The sequence below is a fragment of the Leptolyngbya sp. Heron Island J genome, from assembly GCF_000482245.1.
Taxonomy (GTDB): Bacteria; Cyanobacteriota; Cyanobacteriia; order Phormidesmidales; family Phormidesmidaceae; genus Leptothoe.
Genome location: NZ_AWNH01000106.1, coordinates 1 through 19,494 on the forward strand (window position 1 = coordinate 1; position 19,494 = coordinate 19,494).

Below are 19,494 nucleotides of genomic sequence, written 5' to 3' on the forward strand. Positions count from 1 at the left end.
CTCTGTTTTTTCAAGCCTTAGCTGCGCGCTATCCTAATGCGGACAAAATCCAGGTTGTGCAGGATAATCTCAACACCCATAATGTCAGTTCTTTCTATGAATACCTGACGGCTGAGGAGGCCTTTGCCCTTGCCCAACGGTTTGAGTTTCACTACACCCCAAAGTCAGCCAGTTGGCTCAATATGATTGAGATCGAGTTTTCGGCACTGGCTAGAGGCTGTTTGCATCAGCGCATTCCCACACAAGACCAATTAGAGCAAGCGGTGCTCGCCTTGGTGCAAGAACGGCATGACCAGCGTATCCGCATCCATTGGCAATTTTCAGTTGAGGCCGCACGCGATAAATTTCAGAAGCATTATGTCAAAATTCGAGAAGATAAGACTCTCTAAAACGGTAGAAAACTTACTTTCCAGTGTACTAAATACTATTTAGTGTAAGCCAATGTGGCGTTAGCAGTGGCGCTAAACAGGATATCTATGATTTGATTTATTGACAGCCGTGTCCTCTCAGGAGCCTTATGCTCTGTCCGCACAGACTGCTGGAGGACGGGGCTGACAGGTAATGCAGCCTGCCAGACTATCAGCAGGCATCGCCGTAGCCGATAAAAAGTTGGTTAGGCGCCCACACTTAAAGAATTCTCCCTGTTACCCCATCACTCATCCACCCATCTACAGCCTTAACCTGAGGCTTGATTTTTGTGCAATCCCTTTAGAACCTTTAAGCCTTGAAACTTGACGCATCTTCTTCATACCGCCGTCCTCGCTTTGCCGTTCTGATGCTGCCGTCCTTCTCTATGCCATACTGAATGCCACTTTTGAAGTAGCCCCTAAGTCTAAAAGTGTAATTTTTTAGAGAATAAAATTGCCAAGCAGGAACGTTTTGATAAAAACAACAACCGTATTTGTTCGGAGTATTAAACATTGATGTTCGAAACTCTGAACAGGTACTAGTTGAAATTGCTGAGTATTGAATCCCTCAAGTGTAGTAACAATAGACTTGTTCTTGCAATCTTCACGATTAGTGCTTGATCAAAGATTAACCAAGCGGTTTTGGAATGTTTTATGGTAAGCAATTCTCTAACTTTTGGCGAGATTCTCGATAGCGGTCTTTTTTTGCCGTACCTGCAGTCACGTTTTCAATCTTTTGTTAGTGGGTTCGATGAAACTGCTGCGAATCCTCAAGCTGTTCGCTACAAAGAATTCATGGTGTCACAGGGACTAGGTTCTAGAGTCCGAATTTAAAATGAAGTCAATATAAAAAGTGTTTTAATTTTGATTTTGAAAAAATACAAACTTGATGATTGATTCAATAGTTTTTCCTGTTTTTTGGTTGGAGTTATTTCAAATCTGATATATTAGATGAAGCGAAAGAGGCTTGTTAATTCCCTGTAGTACGTATTGCATACGCCTGTTTAATAATTAAGTTTTTAGTTTTCTACAGCTTATTTCAATTCAGTTTTTAATATGTCGGTTTGTGTTGACGTATTGGTCTGCCTTTGATAGGCGACCGAATCGGTGTTGGGGATTGATTGCATGGTCGGTGTGATGACATTATCCGATGGAGTGAAGTGGGACAAACTTAGTTTTGCCTCAACTTTGTATTTGTATCCAATTATTGATACGTTGCTGGAGCAAGCGCCGCTGCAGATGCGTGACGAGCTACGCCTTGGTTTACAAGAGGCGTTGGTGAATGCCGCTAAGCATGGCAATAGCTTGGACCCAAGCAAGCATGTTTCTGTTCAGTATGCTGAAATACAAGGCTGCTACTGGTGGATTATTACGGATCAAGGCAGTGGCTTTGAAATACCCCATGGCTGTCGTGTGTGCCCTGAGGATACAGACAGTGAGAGTATGGGTGACTGTGGCCGTGGGCTATTTATTTTGCATCAGATTTTTGATCAGGTACATTGGTCGCCTAAGGGAAATGAAGTGCATCTTTGTAAGCGTTTAAATCGTTGGCCTGGTTGGCTCATGTGGTGGCAAAGTTTGCGGTCTGTTAAAGGGCCTGTTGCTGTAGGCTGAATGGGGCCTGAAGCTTTTATAATTAACGTGCCTATTGCTTTTTGAGGCATGACCTGTTTGTTTAGATGTTATTGATGTAGGACATGCTATCTATGGCCTACGAACCGCTGCATCATAAATATCGCCCCCAAACCTTTGCTCAGCTTGTTGGCCAGGGTGCGATCGCAACTACGCTCTCTAATGCCTTGCGGCAAAATCGCATTGCTCCAGCCTATCTTTTCTGTGGTCCCAGGGGGACTGGTAAAACTTCCAGCGCTCGCATTTTAGCGAAGTCTATTAACTGTCTTAGCAGTGAGCTGCCAACGCCTGAACCCTGTGGTCAATGTCAGGTTTGTCGTGAGATTACGGTTGGTGCTTCGCTGGATATCGTTGAGATTGATGCAGCCAGCAACACGGGTGTTGATAGTATTCGTGAGCTGATTGAACGAGCCCAGTTTGCCCCGGTGCAGTGTCGTCACAAGCTGTATGTGCTAGATGAGGTGCACATGTTAAGTACGGCGGCGTTTAATGCGCTGCTGAAGACTCTAGAAGAGCCGCCACCTCACGTTGTCTTTGTGCTGGCTACTACCGATCCCCAACGGGTACTGCCGACAATCATTTCTCGCTGTCAGCGGTTTGACTTTCGTCGTATCCCCCTGGATGCGATGGTGCAACATTTGGATTACATTGCTCAGCAAGAAGCCATTGCGATCGCGCCGGATGCATTGCAACTAGTCGCGCAGCTTTCCCAGGGCGGATTGCGCGATGCTGAGAGTCTGCTCGATCAGCTCGGGCTGCTGGATGGAGCAATCACCATTGAGGCTGTGTGGGATTTGGTGGGCGCAGTCTCGGAGCGGGATTTGCTAGCCCTAGTCAAGGCAGTGAGTGCCGATGACGGAACACAGGTACTAATTTTGGCCCGGCAGCTGATGGACCGAGGACGAGAACCACTAATGGTGCTCCAAAGTCTGGTGGCCTTTTACCGAGATTTATTGATTGCTAAAACAGCCGGTGAGCGTCGCGATTTGGTAGCGATTACACCAGCAATCTGGTCAGAAATGGTGGCTTTTGCCCAAGGACTATCATTACCTTTGCTGTTAACCAGTCAGCAGCATTTGCGGGCTGCTGAGGTGCAGGTTAAAAACACTACTCAACCAAGGCTGTGGCTGGAAATTACCCTGATGGGACTACTGCCGTCAGCGTTAGGTCAGGGTGTTGTATCTGGTGTGGCTGAGTCGGTAACTAAGCCCGTGGTGAAACCAGTGGTGCACAGTACAGTATCAGCCCCAGTAGCCCAGGCCCCCAGCCCGGCATCATCAAGCGTTGCTCAGCCCCAATCGGCTCCTCCAGTAGTGCCTCCCCCTGCTCAGGCTCCCCCTGCTCCTCAGACAATGCCAGCTGAGGTCGCATCTCTGGAGAAGAAAATCGAACCGCCGGTCGATGACAGCCAATCAGAGGATGGGCATGATGCCCCTGTCGGCTCTCAAACAAGTCCGCAACTAGAAAGTGCTGAACTGCCGCCTGCAAATACAGCACCGGCCATGGGGAGTTTGAGTGATATTTGGGCAAAAATTGTGGCTCAGCTACAGCCCTTTGGTACTAAGGTGCTAATGCGTCAGCAAGCAAAGTTGTTGACCTGTGATGGAGTAGAAGCAACCGTAGGTATTCGGTCTCAGCCGCTGATGAAGATGGCGCAAGACCGCTTAAATAATGTCGAAATAGCGTTTGAAAAAGTTTTTGGCCATAAGATTCGGGTGACTATGGTGGTCGCGGCAGCAGAACCAGAGACTGTTGTTCAAGAAGCGCCGTCTACAGCTCCCTTACCTGCACCTGCAATCCCATCGCCGTCGCCGCCACCAGCCCAACCCTTACCGCAGGAAGAAGCAAGGGATGAGCCCCTTAAGCCAGCGGCGACAGCAGCAACTCGCCCAGCCTCGCCCCCCACTGTGCCGACCAACGGCGGGCCAGATGTAGCGGGTGCACCTGCCTGGGAAGGCGAAAGTGAACTAGAACGCAGTGTTAAGAGTTTTGCCCAGTTCTTTAGTGGTCAGATCGTTAACCTGGACGATGAGGTGTCTGACTCGGCTAAGCCGTCAACCGAACCTGGGCCTGATGTCCCTTTTTAACGGGTAAATGACTAATGATGGAAGGGAATTGAACCCAAAGGGATTAGCCCCAGAACTAGCCCGATGATGCATCCATAGGTAATTAATGACCACCGGGGTTGAAAGCCATAGTCATGGTCATCGTCTAGCAGCAGGGCATCAATGCGACGGCTCAGACGGCTGCTGGGGGCTGTACAGCTAAAGTTGGCCACTGTGAGCGGCGAGAGGGGGGCCGCAATCACCTGGACTAAGGATTCTGCCAAGGTCAACCGATCTACCGAGCGAGTGGCCCAGTTATCTGCCCGAATTTCCCGCAGTAGTAACAGCTCTTGCCATAGCTTATCGGTGTAGGGTAGCCAACTGGTTAGACGCCGCAACCACCCTAGCCAGAAGAACCAAAAGGTATCGTGATAATACTGATGAGCTTGCTCATGGGCGATGACAGCTGTGAGATGTTCTTGGTCTAGGGTGTCGAGCAACCCCTGGCTGATGACAAGCTCCGATGACCATAGACCCATTTGAGCGCTAAAGACTGTGCTCTCATCCATGATGCGGCTGAGCGTTCCCTGCACAATCTGCTGAGGATAGTGTTGAATGTAAGCAATGCTGCGGTGGGCTTGCCAGCTCAGATACCCTAATAGGCCCAGGCTATACAGGAGAAATAGCCAAGCAATGCCATAGCTAAACCAGCCTTCTAGGGGGCCAACCACATGACCATAGGGACCCATGATGACGATGGCTGTAGCGGTGGTTAGTAAGAGCAGGGGGGAGATGACTAAAAGACACAGTACTGCTAGCCAGTGAGCGTTTTGCAGACAGCGGTGAGTTAGGGTTAAGCGCAAAAGGACGGCAATTGCGATCGCACTTGCCATTAAACTTGCATGCATCATGGCTGTTGCTCCTGCTGATCTTGCTGAGCATGCCGGGCCGCCTGGATACGCTGAGTGATAGCTTCTAGCTGATCCAGGCTGGATTGGTCGAGGGTATCGGCAAAGGCTGCCACAATATCTGGATTACTGGCTGCTAAAAACTGATGTAAACGTTCGTGGGATTCAAGGACTTTGGCATTATCTGCCGAAAGTAGAGGCTCCCAATGATAAGCTCTCCCCACGCGTCGTTTAGCAATCCATCCCTTGGTTTCAAGTCGACGTAAAACAGTAGCCACTGATGAGTAGGTCAAATCTCGATCAATATCCGCCAAGATTTGATTGTGGATGGCGGTGGCTGAGGTCGTTCCTAGCTGCCACAAAATATCTAAAATCTCAGTTTCAAGCGGCCCCAAGGATAGTCGTTTAGGGCGATAGGCCGGAAAGGGCGACATCAGCTAACTCCGGAAAGCATTCACATCAGTGTATCGTTCTTAGCCTGCTGATGGCTTACACAACTACAAACTGTGACAAGGTGTCACTTGAGATCTGCGGAGGAAACCAACAGAATAGTGGCAATTAAATGCGCAAATGTGCAAATCAAGGTTGAATTTGGAGGCGGCAGTCAGTCGTCTCCATTTTTGTGTTAAGGCATTGGTCTGTTGAGCTGTTGGCTGTATATCGCTATTGCCTCGTATTACACCGTTAAAGCAATCTGACTAAATTCTGTAACAAATTCACAGTCAACCGACGGTTGATGATTGCTGCTGTTACTGTCGATGATGTCTGTGGCGGATAATCTGGGCTGCCAGCCGCCTAAATAACCAATAAAACCCCTGGCTGATGCGGCCATACGTAGATCACTGGCGGCATCGCCAATGACTACTCCTTGTCTGGGGGTAACCCCAACAGCGTGGCAAGCTGCTGTCAAAAATTCGGGCGCGGTCTTGGTGGGATGCCGCTGGCTGACTCCTTGGAGGTGGTCAAAGTAAGGCTGTAGCTGATGCTGCTGCACAAACTGCTCCAGATTCTCCTGGGCATCCGCTGAAACCATGATGACTTTGAGGTTGGCTTGTTTCAGTCGTTGCAAGAATTGTTTCACGCCTGGCAATAACGGGGTGTAAGCGGCTTTAGGAGAGCAGTGTTGATCCGCTGTAGCTAAGGTTGTTGTGGCTACATCTACAGCGCTTATCCATGGACAACCTGCGATCGCGGCGGCGGCGGCGGTGCCTAAAATGGTTTCTTGCCGACTGCCGACTGCCAAGAGACCAGATGGGCTTAAGTCACCAGCATGGATACCTAAAGCTTTGAGGATAAGTTCATGGCTGCCCGGTAACAGCTGTTCCATCAGGGTTGCCTGGGTAGTCCCCAACTGTTTGAGGTAAGTAGCAACATCGGCCAGCGTGCCGTCTTTGTCTAAAAATATGGCCTCGATATTGCTAAAGCGTTTGCCATTACAGAGAACAGTGACCACAGATTTGCTCACTATAGATTTGCCTACTACCCGGTAAAAATTAAAAAGGTGTTGCTGAGCCGAACGATGATGCCATCTATAAAGCCTGGACCGATTGCCTCTCTTCCAGACGGATGCATCCTCTGAATCAGCAGCGGCAATTAAAAATAAAAATGTGGGACCTAAGCCCCACATTTAATCAAATAACTATTGTGCTGTTTTCAGACAATACACACTGCAACCTTATAGTTGAGCCAGTATGAACGACTTGGACCGTTACTCAGCAACTGCCATAGCCGTTTCATCTTCCTCTTCATAGGCATCTTCGCCAGCATTGCTCTCACCAGCTGCAGCGGCGGCTTCTGCCTCAGCTGCTTTCAACAGCTGCTGACGATAGCGCTCAGCCATTTCCTCGGCCTTCTCAAACACAATCTCAGGGTTCTTAACCATGTCGCCGGGTTCGGGCTCAAGCTGCTTGGTGGAGAGTGAAATTCGACCACGCTCGGCATCAAGGTCAATAATCATGACCTTAATCTCATCATTGACGTTGAGCACAGTGTTGGGCGTGTCAATGTGATCATGGGAAATTTCAGAGATGTGCAGCAGTCCACTGACACCACCGATATCGATAAAGGCACCGTAGGGCTTGAGACCACGCACTGCGCCAATAACCACTTCGCCCACCTGCAGACCGTTCATCTTACGCTCAACCAGGGCTCGACGATGACTCAAGACAAGACGATTACGCTCTTCGTCAACTTCTAGGAATTTGAGGGGTAGAGCCTCACCTACCAAGTCTTCCTTAGGTTTGCGAGTACTAATGTGGGAGCCAGGAATAAAGCCGCGTAGTCCTTCGATTCGCACCAAGGCTCCACCACGGTTGGTTGCAAAGACATCAGACCGGACGGTGGCGTCTTCGTTTTGTAGCTGACGCACACGTTCCCATGCCCGCATGTACTCGATACGTCGAATGGAGAGGGTTAGCTGGCCATCTTCATTTTCATCCGTCAGAATGAAAAACTCACGAGTCTCATTAGACTGAAGCACTTCATCAGCAGCCTCGACACGGTTGATCGACATCTCTTGGATGGGCAAATAGGCAGCGGTTTTTGCACCAATGTCAATCAGAGCGCCTCGGGGTTCAATGCTAAAAACTGTCCCTGGAACGATATCCCCAGGACTGAAATGATAATCGTATTGATCTAATAAAGCTTCAAAATCTTCATGAGTAAAACCAATATCGGCTTGTGTCGTTTCAAGATTGACCATGCTAGATGTTTCCTACGGTTTCTCCATAATTGAGTGGACATGTTGTGCGTCTGTGTGCCGCCCCTACATTGATCCAGATTTTATCTCAGACAAGGCTTAGGCATCACTCAAAATGCGCTACCGTTAACCTTTTGCTAAATAACTCTGAGTAGTCATTGTCTTGGAGTAGTGTGATGACTTGTTCAAAGACGGACATGAACCCAAATGAGGATCAGTACTTAGAGCCTTGCAAAGCAAGCAATGCTAACACACAGAAGGGCTCGACACGGGAACCCGTACCGAAAATTAGCAAAATACACAAACCTTCGCAAGACTATTTATGATAAGTGAATTTAGCCCTGCTGTCACTTAATATATGTGATTGATTTAGGGGGATGGCTGGTGAGTGTTTATTGAAAACTGGCTAAACTTTTACACTGTCAGGGCGGAGCCGTTGCGATGACCTTTGGCAGTGTATGTTTCGGGACTAGATGGGGTGTCTGTGGCTTGCAAATGGTTGAGGGCATCGGCAAAATCGCGAATGCCGGTGAATTGACGATAAACCGAGGCAAAACGGACATAGGCAACTTCGCTCAGGGGCTGCAGCTGTTGCAAGACGAGTTCGCCGATATCGGCACTGGCAATTTCGCGGATAGTGCGCTGCTGCAGGTCTGCTTCGATGTTGTCAACGATAGTTTCCAGGCGATTGGCTTCGAGTCCTGTTTTCTCACAGGCTCGCGCGATGCCCCTGAGGAGCTTTGAGCGATTAAATAGTTCCCGGTCGCCATTGCGTTTGATGACGGTGATGGGGACATACTCAATGCGCTCGTAGGTGGTAAACCGACTATGGCACTTGAGGCATTCCCGACGTCGTCGAATGCTGCGACCAGATTCGGCTGATCTCGATTCTAGGACGCGATTGTTGGCATGCTGGCAAAAGGGACACTGCATAGACCACTAAACCCAATATCAGCGAAGTGAGGCCCGCTTATTAGACCACGCTTAAAACAAAAATAGAGGCTAACTTCGTTAAATGCAAAGAAGTTAATGCCTCTATTATGTCATTCTTACCTTTTTGAGGTAAACGATAGACTTCATGAAACCTCGGCTAAAACGTTAGCTAAGGTCCAGAAGATAGGTTTGCCTAGTCTTTCTTAATCCGAGGGGGTTCACGAAATGCGATCGCAAAAAAGAGCGTACCAATGATGCAGGTAAAAATCAGAATGTAAGCAACACTTTCCATGGTTTAGTCCTACTTAATCAACGTTCATTGCCATTGCCGTAGACACCAGCAAGGGCTGCCAGTTAATACCATTATCCCAAAAAAATGGCCCAGCGGAACTTGCTGAGCCATTTTTATCAAACTAAAACCTCTTGAAAGGCGTTAGTTACTGGTGCGGGTAGAAGTATCACCCACTTTCTGGAAGAAGCCCCACTCGACCTGCTCGGGAGATAGGTCGGGATCAATACCAGCGAATACGTCGCGGTATAGAGTACGGGAGCCGTGCCAGATATGGCCAAAGAAGAACAACAGTGCAAAGACTGCATGGCCAAAGGTGAACCAACCCCGAGGACTAGAACGGAATACACCGTCAGAATCTAGAGTCTCAAGGTCAAATTCGAAAGGCTCACCAAGAAGAGCTTTACGAGCGTAACGCTTAACACGAGCAGGGTCCTTAATGGTCTGACCATCAAGTTCACCACCGAAGAAAGAAACTGTTACACCAGTTTGCTCAATACTGAACTGAGATTCAGCACGTCGGAACGGGATGTCGGCGACGACCGTACCGTTGGCATCAGTCAAAATCACTGGGAACGTCTCAAAGAAGTTAGGCAAACGACGAACAGAAAGCTCACGACCTTCAGCATCTTTGAAGACAGGGTGACCCAGCCAAGCAGTGGCAATACCATCACCGCTATCCATTGGACCAACACGGAACAAACCACCCTTCGCAGGGCTGTTACCAACGTAGTCATAGAAAGCAAGCTTCTCAGGAATGTTCTCGTAAGCTTCCTGACGGCTTAGACCGGCTGCCATGTCGGCCTGTGCACGACGCTCAATTTCTTGCTGGTAATAACCAGAGTCCCACTGATAGCGGGTAGGACCAAACAGTTCAACAGGAGTAGTTGCGTTGCCGTACCACATAGTACCGGCAACTACAAATGCTGCAAAGAAAACAGCTGCAATACTGCTGGATAGTACAGTTTCGATATTACCCATACGCAACGCCTTGTATAGACGCTGAGGTGGGCGAACAGTCAGGTGGAATAAACCTGCCACAATACCGACGATACCAGCCGCAATGTGGTGAGCCACAACGCCGCCAGCATTAAACGGGTTAAATCCAGCAGGCCCCCATTCAGGAGCGACAGGCTGAACGTGTCCAGTAATGGCATAGGGGTCAGATACCCACATACCCGGTCCCCAGACACCGGTTAAATGAAACGCTCCGAAACCGAAGCATAGTAAACCAGATAAGAACAGGTGAATACCGAACATCTTGGGCAAGTCCAAAGCGGGCTCACCAGTTCGGGGGTCACGGAATAGATCTAAATCCCAGAAAACCCAGTGCCAAACTGCTGCTAAGAACAGCAGGCCAGATAGCACGATGTGTGCCAGTGCAACGCCTTCAAAAGACCAGAAGCCAGGATCAACACCTGTCTCGCCAGTCACACTCCAGCCGCCCCAAGACCCGGTTACACCGAGACGAGCCATGAAGGGAAGGACAAACATACCCTGACGCCACATGGGGTTCAGGGCAGGATCACTTGGATCAAATGTAGCAAGCTCAAACAGGGCCATAGAGCCAGCCCAGCCTGCTACAAGTGCAGTATGCATTAGGTGTACAGAAATCAGTCGTCCGGGATCGTTAATAACGACTGTATGTACCCGGTACCAGGGTAGTCCCATTGACTACGCGCCTCCTCCTAGTTTGGAAATGTTAGCCGTACATTAAAATACCGATACAAACAGGCTACCAGATCCCCCCATTGACTCCAAAGCTAAGACCTAAGGAATTTCGCAAAAGGGCAAAGTAAATTGGAAATGATGGGCAGATAGCCTTCTGCGGTAGTGAATCCAGACGATTCCCGACGGACTAATACACTCAAATTCGAAGATTAAAGTGTATAAAGAAGTGTAACTAGAGTTCATAATCCAATGCAAGTTGGATTGCTTGGGATGGTGCCACCTGCGGCATTCTCAACTTTATAGCGATTGCCTTTGGAGCTGTTCGATGCCAACTATTAAGTTTGTTAAAGAAGATGCTGAGGTTACAGCGGCGGATGGAGCTAATCTTCGTCAAAAGGCGATAGACAATGGTGTTGACATATATACATTCACCGGCAAAATGATGAACTGCGGCGGCTACGGTCAATGTGCGCTATGCGTTGTTGAAATTGCCGAAGGTTTAGAGAATCTTTCTCCTCGGACAGCGGTCGAAGAAAAAAAATTGAAAAAGCGTCCAAGCAACTGTCGCCTGGCGTGTCAGACACTCGTTAATGGTCCGATTAGCGTGGTGACTAAACCCAAAAAGAAAAAATAGAGTGGGAGGATTTCGACAAGGACTAAAACTATCTGCGTTGCTAACGACGATTCACTTGCCGATGGGTTCATTGAGTTGAAGCAGGGTGATATGCTTAGCGATGTGGTTTGTTGTTGAGAGAAGTAATAGCTGAGTCCTATGGAAGTCAATAATTTAGGGTTTGTAGCCAGTATTCTTTTTGTATTTGTTCCAACTGTATTCCTGCTAATTCTTTACATTCAAACTAAAGAGTAATCAGCGGAGAAATAGCCAGTGGGATAACTTTAGATTTTTTTTAGTGAGCTAAGCCAAAGTCACACTTTGTTATGAGGTTTAGCTGTCTAGATATTGAGGGAAATCGATGTTTTTCAACCCCATTGGTGTTGTTGAAAAGGTTTATTCTCGAACAGATAACCTGTATCACGCGGTGAACTGCAGTTAATTGGTAGGGTTGTGAAACTACTGAATATTTGTCGCTAGTGATTAGATCCAAGCGACTTGGGTGCCGATCTCCGATTGGTACCCTTTTTAGATTCTACTGATGTGAGCCTGCCATGCTTGCCAGAATACGTAAGCTGCTAATAGGCACAGCAGTGTGCGAAATAGCAGGCTCACAAATTGGTCGGGAAGCTTTGGTAAAAATCGAGCACTAATTTGTACGCCCACTAGGCCACCTAAACCTAGACTGAGGCCAGCGCCATAGACAATATCTCCCTTGAGTCCGTTGTGGATACAGGCTACTAGTGAAGTCAGGGCAATAACGGCCAGACTGTTCCGCACGGCGTTTTTCATACCGGTATTCATGAGTAATACCTGTAGGGGTACCATAATCACGCCTCCGCCTACTCCAAACAGCCCGGCCATAAAGCCTGCAGCACTGCCGGTGATGAGGCGAGCTGTAATGGGCGATAGTTGCCTGGGATTGTGTGGAGTCGTCGCAGCCCGTTTTTTGAGGCTGACTAGATAAAGGTTGGCTACGAGCAGGGTGCCAAATGCGGCCCGTCGCCAGTGTTCTGCTAGTAGCTCTCCAAATTCTGTACCTGCGACTACCAGGACAATGGCGGGGGCCGCCAACAGTAAAACTTGTCGGGGCTGAAGATAGCCCATGCGCCAGTTTTGAAAACTGCCTGTGGTGGCAGTGACCAAAATAGCCAATAGGCTAGTTGCGGCAGCTTGATCCACATTGATGCCAAATAGCAATAGCAGCGGTACCATTAAGACGCCGCCGCCAATGCCCAGGAGTCCTGCTAATAACCCTGCCCCTAGGCCACCCAGGGCTAACAGTGCAACATCTATAGGGGGCATAGCTAACCTTTTATTGAGAGAACTGCCCACATCCTCCCATAGCCTGTATCAGGATAGGGTTAGAGAATAACGGTTTGGGGTGGCATCAGGCAGCTGAGCTCAAAATTTTGGCTGTTAGGACTGGGTGAGGATGGGATCTAGGTTGATGTATTGCTCTACGGTATGAGCTAACTCGTTCAGCATGGCATCGCGCTGGTCGCGGTAGTTGGCAATGCCTGTGGGTAACGACCCGAGCCCTCGCTGCTGCCGCAGGCGATTGAGCCAGGCGCGTCGCCAGGGACCGTTGTCAAAGATGCCGTGCAGATAAGTTCCCCAGAGTGATTCGGTTTCATCGACGATGCCGAGACTGCGATCGTCAAAGATGGGTTGAAACTTAGGGCCTGGTTCTCCGCCTTCGGGGGTCATGACCAGCTGTGTCCGTCCATGATGAATTTCATAGCCGTTTACAGGCAGTCCTTCTTGGGGATACTTGGAACTGACTGAGCGCTGACGTGCCACTTTATTTTGAGTAATGACCGTACGCAACGGTAATATGCTCAATCCGCGAAAGCGCCCTTCTTGCCCTTCTAGCCCTTCTGGATCGGCGAGCATCTGACCCATGAGCTGGAAACCGCCGCAGATGCCCAGTACTGTACCGCCGGCAGCAGCATAGTTTTGAATGGATTCAGCCATACCCGTACGTTGCAGAATTAGCAGGTCGGCAATGGCTGTTTTCGTGCCTGGTAAAATCACGGCATCAGGGTGGCCGAGATCATCTTTGGGGCTGAGATACCTGACGTTGACTGAGGGTTCGGCTTCTAGGGGATCAAAGTCTGTAAAGTTGGAAATTCGGGGCAGCCGAATAACAGCAATGTTAAGTTCGGCGGATTGTTTTTCTACAGGGCGTTCCATCAGGGACAGGGAGTCCGCTTTGGAGAAGGCGCTGTCAATCCAGGGGATGACGCCGAGTACAGGCACGCCGGTGCGTTTTTCGAGCCATTTGATGCCCGGCTGTAGCAGGCTTTTCTGACCACGAAATTTGTTGATGATCACACCTTTGACCAGTGCTCGTTCATCGGGATCGAGTAGCTCCAGGGTGCCAACAATGTGGGCAAATGCGCCGCCTCGGTCAATATCGGCGACCAAAATGGTGGGGGCTTTGATTGCTTTGGCAATCCGCATGTTGGCTAGATCGCGATGTTTGATGTTGATTTCAGCCGGGTTGCCATCCCCTTCACAAATGAGTAGGTCAAATTCTTGCCCCAGACGGGCCAGGCTTTCTTGTACTGCCTGCCAGCCAGCCTCGAAATAGTTTTCGTAATAGTGGGCTGTGGTGGTTTGACCGACGGGACGTCCTTTAATGATTACTTGCGAGGTGCTGTGGCTATGGGGTTTGAGCAGTACCGGATTCATTTCGGCTTGGGGAGGAACACCCGCTGCCCAGGCTTGTACGGCTTGGGCGTAGCCAATTTCGGCACCGTTGGCGGTGACATAAGTATTAGGGGCCATATTTTGACCCTTAAAGGGAGCTACACGCCACCCACGACGGCTCAGCATACGACAAAGTGCTGTAACGAGTAGAGATTTCCCTGCGTGGGAGGTGGTACCCACTACCATAATGGCCTTCATGCTAGAGCGTCTCCCGGTCTAATTTCATTCTTATTGGTTGAAATAGTGAATTGGAATAGTGAATTGGAATAACGGCTTGCAAGACAGGTGTTGGCTAGTCTGCCTCTGAGGCAATTAGGGGCAGGGCTATCTTTGGGGGAGTGTGCAGTTGGTGGGTGGGTATTGAAATACCGACGCCATTGCCTAACTTTACCCAAACTTCATCCTCTAGAGATCGTCGCTGCTATTGCCTCAATGCGATCGCAGGATGGTCTCAAAATTAACCTGGCTACGATAGCCAGGTAGGTAGTCTTAACCAACGATTTCTGGCATTGAGTAAATAATCCAGGGGGCTTCCCGTAGAATCCGGACGACCTGCCGCTTCCCATTGTTCAACCAGCTCTCGACCAATGGGGGTGAGGCGAAAGCTATCAGTCAAACCTTGTCCATCCACTTCACGGCGAAGGATGCCGACGGACATCAGCCAGCTGAGATGGTCATCGGCGGCGACATCGGATAAGGGTTGGCGGGTGTAACCGCTGAGCATGCCACGATCGTCACTGATGGCCCGTAGCGGCACACTTTGCGATCGCATCGCTGCCAGCAGTTTCATATAAAACGGTGCGCAGCGTACTGCCCGTTTTGCTCGGGCTAAGGTTTTGGATTGAGTAGGTAAAGAAGACGAGGTCATGGGTGGTGGGCAATGGGCAAGGCTGACGGGTAGGGTGTGCCTACCCTGGTGGTTAGCTATTCTGCTTCAGCATCAATTTGTTCAATATCAATATTGTCTGTAGCGTCTTCGTTGGCAGCAGTTGAGATATCACCTGCTTCATTAACCGGGAAGCGATTAATCAGGTGAGCGGCCTGACGAGCAGTGGACTTGATGGTATTGGACAAGAACGGAGTGTGAGGGATTTGAGACAAGATATCCAGGGTGCGCCGCAGAATACGCACTACATCCCCTTCATCCAGGCTGGTATTTTGGCAAAGTTCATGCCAGTCAGTTTCTAAGGCCCAGGCTTCTACCAGGGCGACTAAGTTCCATTCTAATGACACTGGCAGGGTGACCTGATACCGTCGCTGCTGTTGAAATAGCTGACGCCGCGTAGACCGCAGACTCTCAAGTGCTTCTATGACCGGGTTAGAGGTGCGATAGTGGGTCCAAGTGTCGGGGCGAGTGATTTCGGTGACGATGGCGGCACAGGCGGCAGCAAACTGGTGCGGCGGCAGATGGTCAAACTCACCGGAGCCCAGGGCTAATGCCAGCCATAGTTCATTCTCACCGCGAATAGCTGCGGCCATTTTGCCAAAGTTGGTTGGCTGATCATTTTCGAGGCCACCAAAGCTTTCCAGAATGGCCATCAAATTGAGAAACTCTTGCCAATAGCGGCTAGCGTATTGGTTGTACTTTGTTTGGCGATCGCTGAGCTCAGTTTCTAGGGTTTTAAGCCGCTGTTGCTTTTTTAGAAAAGACTTGGGTTTACCAAATTGATTGAGCGGATGATTGTCTAACTTGGTTTCCACCGAGAGCATGCGATCGCGCTGTTCTTTAACCTCGGGGGCCAGCTCATCTAGGGTGGGCAGTTCTGTGGGGATGCTCTCAGCAATTGCGGTGCTGGTTTCATCGCCCGCACATTTGTTGCCCGCTTTCATGGTCAGAGTCTCCGGCGGCACCAGAGGATCTACAGCGGCGATGCGATCGTACTTTTCATAAAGAGCAAAGACGTCGCGGGGCGCTGCCATGATCCATTGATTGTCATGGGTTAGGCATACCAGGTAGGTCACTTTTCCTGGACCTTGTCGTTTACTAACCAGCACAGCGGGTATGGGGTTGGCGACAGGAATATGTTTGCCTTTGAGCGATAGCACTGTACCCGCAACGGCAAAGTTGACCACTGTTTGCAAATCGCCGGTCAACGTTTCCGTAGCTTGCTTGTCCAAAATTTTCAGCAAACGCCGTTCTTCCCGCAGGCGTTCTCGCAGTTTGGCATATTCTGCAACGTGATGCTCTCCAGCCGCCGATAGCTGTTCACGGATTAGCGTAATCGTGTGCTCTACATCGTTGATGGCCTGCTGTTGGGGGGTGAGATGTAGCGTGGACAAATATTGACCAAAACTGCGCTCAACCAGATCGCGAGTTTCCTCAAGGGTATGGGTCTGGAGCAGATTAAGCACCATGCCATAGCTCGGCGTGAACTGACTGACCAGCGGATCGGGTTTAGCCAGGGCCAAATAGCCAGCTTCCTTAGCCCCCTCAAACGGAGTTTCTACAGTTACAACGTGCCCTTCCACATCCATACCGCGTCGCCCGGCTCGCCCGGCCATCTGCAAAAACTCTGAGGCATGGAGCAACCGATGACCACTGTCGGTGCGCTTTGACAAACTGGAAATGACCGTGGTGCGGGCAGGCATGTTGATGCCTGCTGCCAGGGTTTCCGTGGCAAAAACAACTTTGATTAACCCGGCCTGGAATAATTCTTCCACCAGCCCTTTCCAAGCAGGTAATAAACCAGCATGGTGAGCGGCAATCCCATGGTACAGAGGATCAACCTGGCCAGCTCGGGCCGCTTCAGGATTAACCCTCAAAAATCCATCAATGCGGTATTTAAGTTCCAGTGCCTCGGCCGGATTGACCAGGGACAGATTACTAATGCTCTGTACGGCCTTGTCACATCCCTTGCGGCTAAAAATAAAGAAAATAGCTGGCAGCATATCCTTCTGCTGCAGCTGCGTGACAACAAATGCATTGGTGGCGGCAAGACCTTTTTTCTTTTGCCCTTTTTGTTGGCGTGGGGGTTTCCGTTGCTTTTTGAGCCGGTCGTGGAGCGCTGTCTTTTTCCTATTCAGTAGTGGAAAAATGCCCTTACCCGTTGCAAAGTGGATGTTCAGGGGGACAGGCCGAAAGTCCGAATAAATCAGCTGGCTGGGGCCATGGATTTTAGTAATCCAGTCGTTAAGCTGGTCCCCATTCGCCACCGTCGCTGAGAGTCCCACCAGTTGAATCTCTGGGGGACAGTAAATAATAGATTCCTCCCAGACGGTGCCGCGCTGGCGATCATTCATATAGTGGCATTCGTCTAAAACCACCGTTTGCACGTCCTGCACAGCATCTCCCACTTCTCCCATGGTGGTGCCGTAGAGCATATTTCGAAAAATCTCAGTGGTCATCACCAGGATGGGAGCATCGCGGTTGATGGAGATATCACCGGTGAGGAGGCCGACTTGATCCTGGCCAAACAAATTACGAAAGTCCCGCAGCTTTTGATTGGAAAGGGCTTTGAGCGGCGTCGTATAAAACACGCGGCTGTGGGTGTGGAGTGCCCGATAGATAGCATATTCGCCCACTAAGGTCTTACCGGACCCGGTGGGAGCGCAGACAACTACGGAGTTTCCTTGGTTGAGCGCATTAATGGCCTCGATTTGAAATGGATCGAGCTGAAACGGAAATAATTTTTCAGGCGTTAAAACCAAAACCTGGAGGGACCTTTCGTGAACTTAGGGGTTTGACCACCTCATTGTGCCAGAGGAGTGAGGCTGTTGGGGAATTAACCCTGCAAAGGAGCGGCGATGAGATGGAAGATGAAGCCTTGATAAGGCTGTGTAAAGACTCCTTAAACGGCTTCGGAGGCTTTACCATCCCTTAATCTCTGATTTCATGAATTATTTTACCGTCAGGCTAAATCACTGTCGGAAATCGATCCGTGCCCTGGCTGTCCCGAGGCGTCTCTGCCAGGGTGCTACGGCTTGTATTCGGTTGTGCAGTTCACTTAGAAAACGACACTATGACACTTAGATACACGCTGGGAGCTATGGTTCCAGCGATTGTTTTGACTGGTGCGCTGACGACACCTGCATCTGCGTTTACCCTCAGTCGGTTAGGGGGGGCTGAGGTAGAAGGTGGAGCGGAAATCTCGGCATTTGATCCTGATAGCGATAACTTGTTCATCACCACGGGTGACACGATTGAGATTTTTAATCTAGTTGATCCGATCTCACCTAGCTTTGTTAGTTCTATTGATCTAACCAATCCGTCGAATATTGGCGGGTTTATGGGGGGTGGCGTCAATAGTGTGGCGTTTAGTAACGGTATTTTGGCAGCAGCTATCGAAGCTGAGACGGCTCAGGATAATGGCATTGTTGCCTTCTTTGATGCCCAGGGTGACTTCCAGATTAGTTTTGAGGTAGGTGCTCTGCCTGACATGCTCACGTTCACCCCGGATGGCAGCAAGGTCTTAGTGGCCAATGAGGGGGAACCCAGCGATGACTACACCGTAGACCCTGAGGGGTCGGTCAGCATTATAGATGTGGCCGATGGCACGGTGAATACCGTTGGATTTGCTGGTGTGCCGATCGATCCTGACGTGCGTGTCTTTGGCCCTGGCGCTACCCCTGAGCAGGATCTTGAGCCTGAATATATTGCTGTTTCTGCTGATGGTTCTACGGCCTATGTGGCGATTCAGGAGAATAATGCCCTGGGTATTTTAGATCTGGAAACGGAGTTGTTCACTGGGGTAAAGAGTCTGGGCTTTAAGGACCATAGCCTTGACGGCAATGGCTTTGATGCTAGCAACGAGGACGGTGGTATCAATATTCAGACCCATCCGGTTTTGGGGATGTATCAGCCGGATGCGATCGCAACCTACACCGTCGATGGCGAAACCTATGTCGTCACCGCTAACGAAGGGGACGCCCGCGACTACGACGGTTTTTCAGAAGAAGTTCGCGTCGAGGACCTGACCCTGGACCCAACCGCCTATCCCAATGCAGCTGAGCTACAGGCCGCTGAAAACCTAGGCCGTCTCAAAACCACCACAACCCTGGGTGATACTGATGGCGATGGCGACACCGACCAAATCTACAGCTATGGTGCCCGCTCCTTCTCCATCTGGGATGCTGAAGGTAACCTGGTGTTTGATAGCGGTGATGACTTTGAGCAAATCATTGCCGCTGATTTTGCCGAAGTGTTTAACATCAACGATGGCGATCCCGACGAGTTTGACGACCGCAGTGACGACAAAGGCCCCGAACCTGAAGGCGTCACCATCGGCGTTGTTGACGGGCGGACCATTGCCTTTATTGGTCTAGAGCGTTCCGGTGGTGTCATGGTGTACGACGTGACCGATCCAAATGCTCCTACCTTTGTCACCTATGAACCCAGCTTTAGCGGTGACATTAGCCCTGAAGGTTTGCTGTACATTAGTGCCGAAGATAGCCCAATTGATGCACCTTTGCTAGTGCTCACTAACGAAGAAAGCAATACCTTCTCGGTGTATCAGCCCGTCCCCGAGCCCAGCGCAATTCTCGGTTTGTTGGGTGGAGCCGCTGCTTTGTTCGGCATGAAGCGCAAGCGAGCTGTCTAAGCTGCCATAGACCCTGACTATAACGACTACAACCTGAGCTGCTTGA

At 50.0% G+C, this 19,494-nt stretch carries 17 protein-coding genes; 6 read left to right on the top strand and 11 right to left on the bottom strand.

The window, feature by feature from the left end:
* The 3 genes from N836_RS67190 to N836_RS67200 form a co-directional block, all read left to right on the top strand.
* Positions 1–389 (top strand): transposase (locus N836_RS67190; protein WP_023071803.1); only part of this gene is annotated, 389 nt, incomplete at its 5' end.
* A gap of 1,155 nt (positions 390–1,544) precedes the next feature.
* Positions 1,545–2,021, top strand: coding sequence for an ATP-binding protein (locus tag N836_RS67195; RefSeq protein ID WP_235071174.1), 477 nt, complete (start codon positions 1,545–1,547; stop codon positions 2,019–2,021).
* Positions 2,022–2,113: 92 nt separating this feature from the next.
* Positions 2,114–4,126 carry a DNA polymerase III subunit gamma/tau gene (locus tag N836_RS67200; RefSeq protein ID WP_031294141.1) on the top strand — a complete coding sequence of 671 codons (2,013 nt, stop codon included), beginning with the start codon at positions 2,114–2,116 and terminating at the stop codon, positions 4,124–4,126.
* 11 nt (positions 4,127–4,137) lie between these two features.
* Here N836_RS67200 and N836_RS67205 read toward each other — a convergent pair whose 3' ends face one another.
* From N836_RS67205 to psbB, 7 genes are all read right to left on the bottom strand, one after another.
* A complete protein-coding gene (locus N836_RS67205; RefSeq protein WP_023076010.1) occupies positions 4,138–4,995 on the bottom strand; it encodes a M56 family metallopeptidase in 858 nt (285 codons plus the stop codon).
* On the bottom strand, positions 4,992–5,426 hold the full coding sequence (locus N836_RS67210) for a BlaI/MecI/CopY family transcriptional regulator (protein WP_023076011.1): 435 nt from the start codon (positions 5,424–5,426) through the stop codon (positions 4,992–4,994). The genes N836_RS67205 and N836_RS67210 overlap by 4 nt, the downstream gene beginning before the upstream one ends.
* Positions 5,427–5,668: 242 nt before the next feature.
* Positions 5,669–6,445, bottom strand: coding sequence for an HAD family hydrolase (locus N836_RS0139460; protein ID WP_161635043.1), 777 nt, complete (start codon positions 6,443–6,445; stop codon positions 5,669–5,671).
* Positions 6,446–6,700: 255 nt separating this feature from the next.
* Positions 6,701–7,693 (bottom strand): 30S ribosomal protein S1, encoded by a 993-nt coding sequence (locus tag N836_RS67215; RefSeq protein ID WP_023076013.1) that lies wholly within the window; start codon positions 7,691–7,693, stop codon positions 6,701–6,703.
* 411 nt (positions 7,694–8,104) lie between these two features.
* On the bottom strand, positions 8,105–8,623 hold the full coding sequence (gene nrdR / locus N836_RS67220; protein WP_023076014.1) for a transcriptional regulator NrdR: 519 nt from the start codon (positions 8,621–8,623) through the stop codon (positions 8,105–8,107).
* A 193-nt stretch (positions 8,624–8,816) separates the two neighbouring features.
* Positions 8,817–8,915: a photosystem II reaction center protein T gene (locus N836_RS67225; RefSeq protein ID WP_006516453.1), complete on the bottom strand. Its 99-nt coding sequence runs from the start codon at positions 8,913–8,915 to the stop codon at positions 8,817–8,819.
* 141 nt (positions 8,916–9,056) lie between these two features.
* Positions 9,057–10,583: a photosystem II chlorophyll-binding protein CP47 gene (gene psbB / locus N836_RS67230; RefSeq protein WP_031294148.1), complete on the bottom strand. Its 1,527-nt coding sequence runs from the start codon at positions 10,581–10,583 to the stop codon at positions 9,057–9,059.
* A 325-nt stretch (positions 10,584–10,908) separates the two neighbouring features.
* Here psbB and N836_RS67235 point away from each other — a divergent pair, with 325 nt between their 5' ends.
* Together N836_RS67235 and psbM are read left to right on the top strand one after the other, a co-directional pair.
* A complete protein-coding gene (locus N836_RS67235; RefSeq protein ID WP_023076016.1) occupies positions 10,909–11,217 on the top strand; it encodes a 2Fe-2S iron-sulfur cluster-binding protein in 309 nt (102 codons plus the stop codon).
* Positions 11,218–11,355: 138 nt separating this feature from the next.
* A complete protein-coding gene (gene psbM, locus N836_RS74965; protein ID WP_006516450.1) occupies positions 11,356–11,451 on the top strand; it encodes a photosystem II reaction center protein PsbM in 96 nt (31 codons plus the stop codon).
* 273 nt (positions 11,452–11,724) lie between these two features.
* Here psbM and N836_RS67240 read toward each other — a convergent pair whose 3' ends face one another.
* The 4 genes from N836_RS67240 to N836_RS67255 form a co-directional block, all read right to left on the bottom strand.
* A complete protein-coding gene (locus N836_RS67240) occupies positions 11,725–12,501 on the bottom strand; it encodes a sulfite exporter TauE/SafE family protein (protein WP_023076017.1) in 777 nt (258 codons plus the stop codon).
* 114 nt (positions 12,502–12,615) lie between these two features.
* Positions 12,616–14,109, bottom strand: a complete 1,494-nt coding sequence (cobQ, locus tag N836_RS67245; protein WP_023076018.1) for a cobyric acid synthase CobQ — start codon at positions 14,107–14,109, stop codon at positions 12,616–12,618.
* A 268-nt stretch (positions 14,110–14,377) separates the two neighbouring features.
* Positions 14,378–14,779 (bottom strand): Npun_F0494 family protein, encoded by a 402-nt coding sequence (locus N836_RS67250; RefSeq protein ID WP_031294150.1) that lies wholly within the window; start codon positions 14,777–14,779, stop codon positions 14,378–14,380.
* A gap of 56 nt (positions 14,780–14,835) precedes the next feature.
* Positions 14,836–17,559 carry a DEAD/DEAH box helicase gene (locus tag N836_RS67255; protein WP_023076020.1) on the bottom strand — a complete coding sequence of 908 codons (2,724 nt, stop codon included), beginning with the start codon at positions 17,557–17,559 and terminating at the stop codon, positions 14,836–14,838.
* A gap of 311 nt (positions 17,560–17,870) precedes the next feature.
* Here N836_RS67255 and N836_RS67260 point away from each other — a divergent pair, with 311 nt between their 5' ends.
* Positions 17,871–19,448 carry a choice-of-anchor I family protein gene (locus tag N836_RS67260; RefSeq protein ID WP_031294153.1) on the top strand — a complete coding sequence of 526 codons (1,578 nt, stop codon included), beginning with the start codon at positions 17,871–17,873 and terminating at the stop codon, positions 19,446–19,448.
* Positions 19,449–19,494: the final 46 nt, after the last annotated feature.